This window comes from Rhizobium sp. B21/90 (assembly GCF_019355815.1).
In the GTDB taxonomy this organism is placed as follows: domain Bacteria; phylum Pseudomonadota; class Alphaproteobacteria; order Rhizobiales; family Rhizobiaceae; genus Rhizobium; species Rhizobium rhododendri.
This window is the reverse complement of record NZ_CP072162.1, coordinates 3,315,740-3,327,219: the sequence shown is the minus strand read 5'-3', so window position 1 is coordinate 3,327,219 and position 11,480 is coordinate 3,315,740. Positions and strand designations below refer to the sequence as shown.

8 protein-coding genes are annotated in these 11,480 nt (G+C 61.5%); 3 read left to right on the top strand and 5 right to left on the bottom strand.

From position 1 onward, the window contains the following. Nucleotides 1–3: 3 nt before the first annotated feature. The 5 genes from edd to J5278_RS16085 form a co-directional block, all read right to left on the bottom strand. Nucleotides 4–1,821, bottom strand: coding sequence for a phosphogluconate dehydratase (gene edd, locus J5278_RS16105; RefSeq protein ID WP_209182867.1), 1,818 nt, complete (start codon nt 1,819–1,821; stop codon nt 4–6). Nucleotides 1,822–1,889: 68 nt separating this feature from the next. Further along, nucleotides 1,890–2,588, bottom strand: a complete 699-nt coding sequence (pgl, locus tag J5278_RS16100; protein WP_209182868.1) for a 6-phosphogluconolactonase — start codon at nt 2,586–2,588, stop codon at nt 1,890–1,892. Nucleotides 2,589–2,598: 10 nt separating this feature from the next. Then, complete coding sequence (zwf, locus tag J5278_RS16095; RefSeq protein ID WP_142824043.1) at nt 2,599–4,074, bottom strand: glucose-6-phosphate dehydrogenase; 1,476 nt, start codon at nt 4,072–4,074, stop codon at nt 2,599–2,601. Between the two features lie 127 nt (nt 4,075–4,201). Then, nucleotides 4,202–5,500, bottom strand: a complete 1,299-nt coding sequence (locus J5278_RS16090) for an FAD-binding oxidoreductase (RefSeq protein WP_209182869.1) — start codon at nt 5,498–5,500, stop codon at nt 4,202–4,204. A 15-nt stretch (nt 5,501–5,515) separates the two neighbouring features. Then, nucleotides 5,516–6,952 (bottom strand): glutamine synthetase family protein, encoded by a 1,437-nt coding sequence (locus tag J5278_RS16085; RefSeq protein WP_209182870.1) that lies wholly within the window; start codon nt 6,950–6,952, stop codon nt 5,516–5,518. 192 nt (nt 6,953–7,144) lie between these two features. On the opposite strand from J5278_RS16085, the gene J5278_RS16080 reads away from it, so the two are divergent. The 3 genes from J5278_RS16080 (at nt 7,145) to J5278_RS16070 (ending at nt 11,423) form a co-directional block, all read left to right on the top strand. Continuing rightward, a complete protein-coding gene (locus J5278_RS16080; protein ID WP_247749001.1) occupies nt 7,145–8,278 on the top strand; it encodes an NAD(P)/FAD-dependent oxidoreductase in 1,134 nt (377 codons plus the stop codon). Between the two features lie 150 nt (nt 8,279–8,428). Beyond that, a complete protein-coding gene (locus J5278_RS16075; protein WP_209182872.1) occupies nt 8,429–8,572 on the top strand; it encodes a hypothetical protein in 144 nt (47 codons plus the stop codon). Nucleotides 8,573–8,885: 313 nt separating this feature from the next. Then, nucleotides 8,886–11,423: a methyl-accepting chemotaxis protein gene (locus J5278_RS16070; protein ID WP_209182873.1), complete on the top strand. Its 2,538-nt coding sequence runs from the start codon at nt 8,886–8,888 to the stop codon at nt 11,421–11,423. Nucleotides 11,424–11,480: the final 57 nt, after the last annotated feature.

Sequence of the window (11,480 nt, the reverse complement as noted above, 5' to 3'; positions counted from 1 at the left end):
GCCTCAGGAAAACACACCCGCGCCCTGGTCGGCCGGGCCGGCGGCGCGGCGGAAGGGGGCGAACAATTCGCGGCCCATGCCGTATTCGTTGTCCGACAAGTCGATCATGACTGGTGTGCGTTCCGCAAGGTCGGCGGCATCGACCATCAGTTCGAGCGTACCGGCGATAGCGTCGATGCGGATCATGTCGCCTTCCTGGATGCGGGCGATCGGGCCGCCGTCGACGGCTTCCGGCGTCACGTGGATCGCTGCCGGGATCTTGCCGGACGCGCCGGACATGCGCCCGTCGGTCAACAGTGCCACCCGGAAGCCGCGATCCTGCAGCACGCCGAGTGCCGGCGTCAGCTTGTGCAACTCCGGCATGCCGTTGGCCTTCGGACCCTGGAAGCGCACCACGGCGACGAAGTCGCGGTTGAGCTTGCCTTCCTTGAAGGCTTCCTGCAGCTCCTTCTGGTCGTGAAAGATGACTGCCGGCGCTTCGATGACGTGGCGCTCCAGCTTGACGGCGGAAATCTTGATGACCGCCTTGCCGAGATTGCCGCGCAGCATCTTCAGTCCGCCATTGCCCTGGAACGGCATTTCGATGCTGGCGAGCACCTTCGGATCGGCACTCTTCTCGGCTGACGGCTGGCGGGTGACCGTGCCGTTTTCGCCAAGCAGGGCGTCGACGGTGTAAGCCTCCAGCCCATGGCCGAACACGGTCCTGACGTCGTCATGGACGAGGCCGTGCTTCAGGAGCTGCTTGATGAGGAATCCCATGCCGCCGGCGGCGTGAAAATGGTTCACGTCGGCCTGGCCGTTCGGATAGACGCGGGCGAGCAGCGGCACGGCGTCGGAGAGCTCTGATATATCCTGCCAGGTCAGCATGATACCGGCCGCACGTGCCATTGCAACCAGATGCATGGTGTGGTTGGTCGAGCCGCCGGTTGCGTGCAGGCCGACGACGCCGTTGACGATCGAGCGCTCGTCGATCATCTCGCCGGCTGGTGTGTATTCGTTGCCGAGCGCGGTGATCGCCAGCGCCCGCTTCGTCGCTTCGCGGGTGAGCGCCTCGCGCAGGGGTGTGCCGGGATTGACGAAGGAGGCGCCGGGCATGTGCAGGCCCATGATCTCCATCAGCATCTGGTTCGAGTTGGCCGTGCCGTAAAAGGTGCAGGTACCTGGCCCATGATAGGATTTGGACTCTGCTTCCAGCAGTTCCGCCCTGCCGACCTTGCCTTCGGCGAACAGCTGGCGGACACGTGATTTCTCGTCGTTCGCAAGACCTGATGTCATAGGCCCGGCGGGAACGAAGATCGCCGGCAGATGGCCGAAGCTCATGGCGGCAATGAATAGGCCCGGCACGATCTTGTCGCAGACGCCGAGATAGAGCGCCGCGTCGAACATGTTGTGCGATAGGCCGACGGCCGCCGACATGGCGATCAGGTCGCGCGAAAAAAGCGACAGTTCCATGCCCGGCTGTCCCTGCGTCACGCCATCGCACATGGCGGGAACGCCGCCTGCGACCTGCGCAATGCCGCCGGCCTCGGTGGCTGCGGCCCTGATGATGTCTGGGTAGCGCTCGAAGGGCTGATGGGCCGACAGCATGTCGTTATAGGAGGTGATGATCCCGAGATTGGCAACCTGGTCTGCGGCCAGGGCATCCTTCTCGGAGGGGGAACAGACGGCGAAGCCATGGGCAAGGTTGGCGCAGCCGAGCGTGCTGCGCTGAGCGCCTTTGCTGCCTACCTCTCTCAGACGACCGAGATAGCGTTCGCGCGACGCTTTGGAGCGTTCGACGATGCGGGCGGTGATCGCGGATATGCGTGCGTCAGCGGACATGAGGAACCCCTGTCTTCAATCGGTTGCCGTGTTTTTGTGGCGGCGCGGACGCGGCCTTCGGGCTCCGGTCAGGGAGCCCAATAGATTTCGACCGGCGAGGCGGCCCGGCGCATGATGGCGCGGATCGGCATCTCGGTCTCTTCGCCGGCAGCTTCTGCCTTGGCGAGAACGTCTTTCTTGCTCTGCCCTTCGATATGCAGCACGAGGAGGCGAGCATCCTGAAGGCTGGCAAAGGTGAAGGTTAGGCGAGGTTCGCCAGCGCCTTCAGCTTCCATGGTGATGATGCCGCGTGGTGTCTGCGGATCAAGCGCCTTGGCAAGATTGCTACCGCCGGGAAAGAACGATGCCGTATGGCCATCGCCGCCCATGCCGAGGATGGCGATATCAAACGGATCGTCGATGCCCCTGGTCTCGGCCGTCGCAATGACGGCGGATTTTTCGGCATCCGCCGCCGGCTGGTACAGCGGCAGGAATTTGGCTGCCGCTGCGTTATTCTTCAGAAGGTGCTGCTTGACCAGAAGATGGTTCGAGCGTGGATTGTCGGCGGGCACGAAGCGCTCGTCGACCAGCGTAATCGTCACCTTGCTCCAGTCGATGGCGCGCGATGACAGCGCTTCGAAAAACGCCTTCGGCGTAGAGCCGCCGGAGACCGCAATGCTGGCCGTGCCCCGTGCGGCAACGGCAGCCGAAAGAGTTTCGGCAACCTTGTCCGCCAGACCGGTGGCGAGCGCCGCGCCGCTTTCAAAAGCATGCATGTTTGCTGTCATCGCAGTTGCCTCAGATTTCGTCGTGCCAGGTGCGTCCATCGCGCTCGATCAGCGCGATCGATTGGCTTGGTCCCCAGGTGCCGGATGTGTAGCCCTGAACCTGCTGCCCGGTGGTTTCCCAGCCCTTGAGGATAGGATCGACCCACTTCCATGCGGCTTCGACTTCGTCGCGGCGCATGAACAGCGTCTGGTTGTTGCGGATAACGTCCATCAGCAGGCGCTCGTAGGCATCGGCGCTGCGGACATGGAACGCGTTGGCAAAGCTCATGTCGAGCGAAACGTTGCGCAGGCGCATGCCGCCCGGGCCCGGATCCTTGATCATCAGCGACTGCTTGACACCTTCGTCCGGCTGCAGGCGGATGATCAGCTGGTTCTGCTGAACGCGGCCGGCAGCGGCGTCGAAGATAACGTGCGGCAAAGACTTGAAGGTGATGATGATTTCCGACATGCGGCCGGCAAGACGCTTGCCGGTGCGGATGTAGAAGGGAACGCCGGCCCAGCGCCAGTTGCCGATCTCGGCCTTGATGGCGACAAAGGTCTCGGTGTTGGAAACGCCGCCTTCCAGCTCGTCAAGGTAGCCCTTGACCGGGCCACCAGCCGAAGCGCCGGCGCGGTACTGTCCGCGCACGGTCGCGTGCTCGACATTGGAGGCGTCGATCGGCTTCAGGGCGCGCAGCACCTTGAGCTTTTCGTCGCGCACCGCTTCCTGGTCCATCGACGACGGAATTTCCATCGCCACCAGGCAGACGAGCTGCATGATGTGGTTCTGCACCATGTCGCGCAGGGCGCCGGCGGTGTCGTAGTAGCCGGCACGACCTTCGAGGCCGACCGACTCGGCGACCGTGATCTGCACGTGGTCGATGTGGTTGGCGTTCCAGAGCGGCTCATAGAGCGCGTTGGCAAACCGCAGCGCCATCAGGTTCTGCACGGTTTCCTTGCCGAGATAGTGATCGATGCGGAAGATCTGTTCTTCCTTGAACACCTTGCCGATCGTGTCGTTCAGTTCGAGTGCCGAGGCCAGGTCGCGGCCGATCGGCTTCTCGACGACGATGCGCGTCGATTTGGTGATCAGCTTGTGATCGCGGATCTTTTCCGAGATGTCGCCGAAAATGCCCGGTGCAACGGCCAGGTAGAAGGCGCGGACGCGATCCTTGCCGTCGTCGAGCAGCTTCTTTAGCTTGTCCCAGCCGGCATCGGACTTGGCATCGACCGGAATGTAGAACAGGCGTGCGAGGAATTTTGCGACTTCTTCCTCTTTGTACTCGCCCTTCTTCAGATGCTCCTTGAGAGCAGCCTTCGCGAAGTTCCGGTATTCCTCATCGGAAAGTGCGCTGCGGGATGCGCCGATGATGCGGGTCGGCTCGGTGAACTGGCCTTCGATCTGCCGATGATACAGGGCGGGCAAAAGCTTGCGCTCGGCAAGATCGCCACTGCCACCGAATACGACATAGTCAAAGGGATCGACGGGGATGATTTGGCTGCTCATGAGGTATCTCTCAATCAGACTGGGGTGGCGCCTTTTTAATCTAATCGATTTAAAAAGGCCAGTGTGCGTTGCAAGGAATCTCTACTCTGCTTGTAAAACGAATTGTGATCGGCGCAACGTCAAAAGGTCAAAACCTGTCGCGCAGCGCAAACCACGTCAGTGCGAGGAACAGAAGCGGCGCCCGGAAGCGCCCGCCGCCGGGGAAGGCAGGGATGTCGAGCGACCGGAATAGATCGAGGTCGGTCGAGCCGCCAAGCACCATGTCGGCATAGAGCTTGCCGCAGTAATTCGCCAGCATCACGCCATGGCCTGAATAGCCGCCGATCGAGGTGACGCCGGGCATGACCTCGCGAACGAAAGGTTGCCGCGTCATGGTGATGCCGACCGATCCGCCCCACGCATGGCTGATCTCGATGTCCTTGAGTTCCGGATAGATCTCCGAGATCTGCCGGACGATGTGTTGCTTGATGTCGCGCGGATTGTCGGCCGTATAGGCCTCGCGGCCGCCAAACAGCAGCCGGCCGTCCTTCGACTTGCGGAAATAGCGCACAACGAATCGCGAATCGGCCACGGCTTCCCCGCCGGGGATGATGCCGGGAAACTTGTCGAGCGGCACGGTGGTCCCGATGAACGAACGCAGCGGCATGACGTGGCCAGAGGTCACCGGTTCCAGATTGCCGATATAGCCATTGCAGGCGATGAGCACACGGCCGGCTGTTATCGTTCCGGATGGCGTGTCGATCATGGTCTTGCCGCCGGATTGGCGAATGGCGGTGGCCTTGGTCATCTCGAAGATCGAGGCACCTGCGGCCTGCGCCACGCGGGCAAGCCCGATCAGCAGCTTCAACGGGTGGATATGGCCGGTGCCTGTATCGCGCACGCCACAGAAATAGCGCGTCGATCCGAGCCTCTCCTGCGTTTCCGCCTGGTCCATGAACGTCATGTGCGGATAATCGTAGCGCGTGGCGGCGATCTCGGCATTCTCGATATAGGCCTGCCGATACCCCTTCTTATGGGCAACATTCATCTGGCCCGGCATGTAGTCGATGTCGATCCCGTTTTCCTTGGCGAAATCGAGAAGGTTGTGCTTGGCGCGCTCGGCAAGATCGAACAGCGCCTTGGAGCGCTCGTAGCCGAGCGTCTCCTCCAGCTCTTCCGGCCACCAGCGCTGGCCCGTGCCAAGCTGGCCGCCGTTACGCCCCGAAGCGCCATCGCCAAACCGCTCTGCCTCGATCAGCACGACGTCGACGCCCGCCTTGGCAAGATTATAGGCGGCCTGCAGCCCGGTATAACCGCCGCCGACGATGGCGACGTCGGCCGTGCGCGAACCGTCCAGGGCAGGATAGGTCGGCCTTTCGCCGGATGTCGCCTGGTACCAGGAAAGGCCGGGGGCGATGGGGCTTTGCCACGTATCGGATAATGCCATCAGCAGTGTCTCGTCTTAAACGTTGAGCAGCAGGAACTCACGCTCCCACGGGCTGATCACCTGCATGAAGGTCTCGAATTCGCCGCGCTTGACGCCCGCGTAGAGCCCGATGAACTCGCGGCCGAACACTTCCTCGAATGCCGGTTCGCCTTCCAGAAGGGCAATGGCCTCCAGCAGGCCGCGCGGAAGGTCGATCGATCCCTCGTTGGCCGAATCCTCGGTCGGTGCCGTCGGTTCGATCTCGCGGGTGATCCCGAGCAGGCCGGAGGCGAGCGATGCCGCCAGCGCCAGATAGGGATTGGCATCGGAACTTGGAAGCCGGTTCTCGACGCGACGGGCCTGCGGGTCCGAGACAGGAACTCGGAAGGCGGTGGTGCGGTTATCGTAGCCCCAGGCGTTGTTCACCGGGCAGGACATGTTCGGCATCAGCCGGCGATAGGAATTGACGTAGGGCGCCAGCATCGACAGCGCGCTCGGCACGTATTTCTGCATGCCGCCGATGAAGTGGAAGAACGCCTGCGATGGCGAGCCGTCTTCGTTGGAGAAGACGTTGCGGCCGGTCTCGATGTTGACGATCGACTGGTGGATATGCATCGCCGAGCCCGGCTGCGCCTGCATCGGCTTGGCCATGAAGGTGGCGTAGATATTGTGCTTCAGCGCCGCTTCGCGGATCGTCCGCTTGAACATGAAGACCTGGTCGGCGAGTTCGATCGGGTCGCCATGACGAAGGTTGATTTCCAGCTGCGCCGGACCTTCCTCGTGGATCAGCGTGTCGATCTCGAGGCCCTGCTTTTCGGAGAAGTGGTAGATATCGTCGATTAACTCGTCGAATTCGTTGATGCCGGCGATCGAATATCCCTGGCCGGCGAGGATCGTCCGTCCGGAACGGCCCTTTGGTGGATGCAGCGGATAGTCGGGGTCGTCGTTCTTGGCCACGAGGTAGAACTCGATTTCGGGCGCCACCACCGCTTTCCAGCCACGCGCCTGGTAGAGCGCCATCACCCGCTTCAAAAGGTTACGCGGCGTATAGGACACCTGCTGGCCGTCGGAGTCGACGATGTCGCAGATCACCTGGGCCGTCGGGTCGCTTTCCCACGGAACCACTGACAGCGTCGAAAGGTCAGGTACGAGCTTGAGGTCGCTATCGCGCGGCTCATAGCGAAAGCTCTCGGTCTCCTCCGGATATTCGCCCGAGATCGTGTGGCGGTAGATGGCCGAGGGCAGGGCCAGCGAGGTATTCGACGTGAACTTCGATGCCGGCATCATCTTGCCGCGCGGCACGCCGGCAAGGTCAGGGGTGATGCATTCGATATCCTCGATGCCGCGCACCCTCAGCCATTGGACCGCTTCCTTCCAGTCGGACACTCCACGAGCCGACCGCAAGCTCGGCGGAACGCTCTTCGATTTGGATACGGGCTTGGCGGGTTTAAGCAGGCTCTTTTTGGATGGCATGAAACACCGGGTTCGCATTGATCTAGGGCGACATCATAACGGCAGTTTGCTAATTGGCGAGTGACAACCTGCCGTGTTTTCCGCAAATGACAAGTCGGAGGCCGGCTCCAAAGCCTCAAGGTGGCATGCGAGAAGGAATTTAGCGTGGATCGCAAATGTGATGTCGTCATTATCGGCGCAGGCGCTGCCGGCATGATGTGCGCCATCCGCGCCGGCCAGCGTGGACGCTCGGTGATTGTGCTCGACCATGCCGCTGCACCCGGCGAGAAAATCCGAATCTCCGGGGGCGGGCGTTGTAATTTCACCAATATCCACACGACGCCGAAGAACTTCCTCTCTGCCAACCCGCATTTCGCCAAGTCCGCCCTGGCGCGTTTCACGCCGCAGGATTTTGTCGCCATGGTCGATCGCCATCGCATCGCCTGGCACGAAAAGACGCTCGGCCAGCTGTTTTGCGACGACAGCGCCAAGGATATCGTCCGGATGCTGATGGAGGAGATGCGCGACGCGGATGTCATGCTGAAGCTTAAGACGACCGTATCGGATGTCGCACCTTCGGGCGGTGGTTTTGTCGTCTCGACCGACGAAGACACGATAGAAGCAGCGTCGCTGGTCATTGCCACCGGCGGCAAGTCTATCCCCAAAATGGGAGCGACCGGCTTTGCCTACAGGATCGCCGAGCAATTCGGGCTGCCGCTGATCGAGACACGCCCCGGTCTGGTGCCGCTGACGCTCGATCCGTCGCTTCTGGAGCGCCTGGCACCTCTTTCCGGTATCGCAGCGCCTGCCGAGATCCGCTGCGGCAAGACCGGCTTTCGCGAGGCGCTGCTGTTCACGCACCGCGGCCTCAGTGGCCCGGCTGTACTCCAGGCCTCTTCCTACTGGCGCGAGGGCGAGGAAATCACACTGGTTATCGAGCCCGAGATCGACGTGCTTGCAAAGCTGAAGGCTGCGAGACAGGCAAACGGGCGCATCGCGGCGCAGACAGCACTCGCCGAATTCCTGCCGAAGCGCCTGGCGCAATACGTTGCCGAAGCGGAGGGTTTCACCGGTAATCTCGCCGACCAGCCCGACAAGCAGTTGCAGCGACTGGCCGCAGCAGTCCAGGACTGGAAGATCAAGCCCGCCGGCTCGGAAGGATACCGCACGGCAGAGGTGACACTTGGCGGCGTCGATACCAAGGCGCTCGATTCGCGCACCATGCAGGCAAAGGATGTGCCGGGACTGTTCTTCATCGGCGAATGCGTCGATGTTACCGGCTGGCTCGGCGGCTACAATTTCCAGTGGGCCTGGGCCTCGGGCCACGTGGCTGGCGAAGCGGCGTAAGCTTAATTAGCTGCGAAGCACATTCAAGACTTGTTAACAGCCGTGCTCCATGATGTACTTTATCGCTGTTGAAGGTCTGCCCAATATTAGTGGTTGCAGGCTGGCCGCATCAGCGGTTATCGTGTCAGTGTCGAAATGGGATACGTGCTCATGAACAAGACATCGCGTCGCGCTCGCGCAATTGCAATCGCTGAAACCCGGGACAGTGCCAAGCTGTTCGCTGTCCGCTTCGCGATGCTCGCGACCGGTGCGACGGCAGCCTGTATCGCCTACATGGTCTCTCGCGCCATCTAACGGGCTTCACTAGGGACGTCGTCGTCCGTGCGACACCGCGTTCTCCAGCTGTGCCCTGCTCTGACCTTCGCATCTCCCGCGGTCAAAAGAGTTTCTTTCAAACTTAGCGTACTAACCTTCTTTATCCGAATATTAACGGGTTTTCGGCAGTATTCGCCTTAGATAAGGGGCGTTTCTCCGGCAAGCAGAAACGACGCAATGATTGCCTCCTGCCACCACGCGGGACCCCGCCTGTGATCCAAAAATTCAGGGGATACACCCAGTCAGCGCCGCCGCGCCGACGGAGCGGTTGTGTATGGAAGGCAAGGCCCGAATGTTGATTGATAAAGTTCTGTCGCGTTTCAAGATCAAGACCAAAGTCCTACTCTTCGTATTGCCATTCGTGATCAGCATCTCGGCCGTTGGCTTGACCGGTCTCTACGCCTCAGGACTGTTGCAGGGACGCATGGAGATTTCCAACAGCGTGCTGCAGTCGCTGACGGGCTTCAAGAACCTCTACGCTTCCATGGACGACTTCCTGCGCATCACCAACGAGCAAGCGCGCGACAAACTGTATGCCGACGTCAAGTCGCAGCAGGCAGTGCTCGCAGCGACGCTCGACCAGGTCGGCGTGAGCGCACAGGGCCATGATGAACTTGCCGATGCGACGACCAGAACGGCCGATATCAGCAATGTCGTCGGCAGCCTCTGGACCCTGCATGATCAGGAACTCAATTTCCGCAAGTCGATAGACGATGCGCAGCGCGTGCTGATCGGCACCCGCTTCAATGTCAATTTCCAGGCACAGCAGTTGCAGGACGCGATGCGCAGCGACGAGGCCGATGCCACCGCGACGCTTCGGTCCGCAGACCGCCTGCTCAAAGGCGGAGACGCCCTGGCAAGCGTAACCGATGATTTCGGGAAAGGCGCCACGCCGGCCGACAAATTGAAGATAGTCAAGGATCGCTTGCCGGATATCGCCAAGGCGCAGCGCTCGATTGAACTCGCCATCCCGCAGAACCAGAAGAGCATGGTGACGTCGCTCGCAGGCACGATCAAGGACCTGACGACCCTGGTCAATGGTGTCGACGCCGCTGCTGCCACGGATCAGACCGTGACCGATGTCGGCCGGCTGCTTTCCCGCTTCCGCCAGATGTCGACCTACACGCAGCTTGCCGCAACCCAGATGATGCGCAAGGCCACCACAACCTTTGTCGAGATCGACACCCGCATCGTCCAGACCAATTCCGTTCTCGAAGACATTCGTCGCCTCGAAGCATCGATCTATTCGCTGCAGCTCGTGCTCGGCGAATTCCTCGCCAACACCAGCAAGGACAACCTCGTTCGTCTCCGCCAGGAAATCGCCAAGCTCGGCACGGACATGAACACGCTCGACCAGAGCGCCAAGGGCATGGACTTTGCCGCAGACCTCGACACGGCGATCGTGCCGGTTCTGACCTCCATGGACAGCGATGGCGGCAAGCTGGTCGACATCATCGACCAGCGTATCGCGGAATATGCCAATGCCCGACAGCAGCTCGACCAGATCTGGGGCAAGCTGACTACATTCGCCCAGACGCAGAAGCAGAGCGCCGGCGCCGAACGAGAGCAGGCAAACTCCATCTCGGTGCTTGCAACGGTCCTCGGCATCATCCTGTCGATTGCCGGCGGCATCGCGCTGGTGCTGACGCTGCAGCGGCCGATCGGCCAGATCACCGCCGCCATGCGCCGCATCGCCGATGGCCGGCTTGAAACCGCCATCTCGGGCGAACAGCGGCATGATGAAATCGGCGACATCGCCCGTGCTCTTGGCATCTTCAAGGAAAATGCCATCGCCAAGATCCGCATCGAGGAGCAGAGCGACGAAGAACGTGCTGCTGCCGAACACGAGCGGCAGCGCAACGACGCCGAAAAGCGCGAGCTCGACCGCCAGATCGACTTCGCGGTCAACGCCCTCGCGGGTGGCCTCGATCGCCTGGCCCAGGGGGATATCTCCACCACCATCGAAACGCCGTTCATCGGTCGCCTCGAACAGCTGCGCCGCGACTTCAATGCATCGATGCTTCGCCTGCAGCAGACCCTCAGCCAGGTCCGCGACAATGTCGAACTGATCCAGAACAACGGCAACCAGATGGCGGCCTCCGCCGAGGACCTGTCGAAGCGCACCGAGCAGCAGGCGGCCTCGCTCGAGGAAACGGCAGCGGCCGTCGAGGAGATCACGGTCACCGTGCGCTCATCTGCCGACCGTGCCAAGGACGCCGATGTCATCGTGCGCGAGGCTAAGCGCAGTGCCGACGATAGCTCCGTCGTCGTCAACAATGCCATCGACGCGATGTTGCGCATCGAGGATGCCTCCACCGAAATCGGCAAGATCATCGGCGTCATCGACGAGATCGCCTTCCAGACTAACCTCCTCGCTCTCAATGCAGGCATCGAAGCGGCCCGCGCCGGAGAGGCTGGCAAGGGCTTCGCAGTCGTCGCCATGGAGGTTCGCGAGTTGGCTCAGCGTTCCGCCGCAGCCGCACAGGAGATCAAGACGCTGATCAACAAGTCGACCCGCGAGGTCACCGCCGGTTCGCAGTTCGTACAGCAGACCGGGACCGTCCTGTCGCAGATCAGCAGCCAGATCGTCACCATAAGCCAGCACGTCGAGATGATCGCCCGTGCCAGCCACGACCAGTCGAATGCCCTGCAGTCAGTCAATTCGACGGTCAACCAGATGGACCAGATGACCCAGCAGAACGCGGCCATGGTCGAGGAAACATCGGCAGCCAGCCGCGAACTGGCGACCGAGGCGGACTCGCTGATGCACCTCATCCAGCAGTTCAAGATCGAGGCCGAAAACGAACGCGGCTACCACCGCGCGGCCTGATAAAGCATTCCATCAACAGCAATTAGAACGACCGGGAAATGTTTCCCGGTCGTTTTT

What these genes read in the sequence shown, in the direction of transcription:
- edd (WP_209182867.1), bottom strand. Translation starts at nt 1,821, where the DNA reads ATGTCCGCTGACGCACGCATATCCGCGATCACCGCCCGCATCGTCGAA.
- pgl (WP_209182868.1), bottom strand. Translation starts at nt 2,588, where the DNA reads ATGACAGCAAACATGCATGCTTTTGAAAGCGGCGCGGCGCTCGCCACC.
- zwf (WP_142824043.1), bottom strand. Translation starts at nt 4,074, where the DNA reads ATGAGCAGCCAAATCATCCCCGTCGATCCCTTTGACTATGTCGTATTC.
- J5278_RS16090 (WP_209182869.1), bottom strand. Translation starts at nt 5,500, where the DNA reads ATGGCATTATCCGATACGTGGCAAAGCCCCATCGCCCCCGGCCTTTCC.
- J5278_RS16085 (WP_209182870.1), bottom strand. Translation starts at nt 6,952, where the DNA reads ATGCCATCCAAAAAGAGCCTGCTTAAACCCGCCAAGCCCGTATCCAAA.
- J5278_RS16080 (WP_247749001.1), top strand. Translation starts at nt 7,145, where the DNA reads ATGATGTGCGCCATCCGCGCCGGCCAGCGTGGACGCTCGGTGATTGTG.
- J5278_RS16075 (WP_209182872.1), top strand. Translation starts at nt 8,429, where the DNA reads ATGAACAAGACATCGCGTCGCGCTCGCGCAATTGCAATCGCTGAAACC.
- J5278_RS16070 (WP_209182873.1), top strand. Translation starts at nt 8,886, where the DNA reads ATGTTGATTGATAAAGTTCTGTCGCGTTTCAAGATCAAGACCAAAGTC.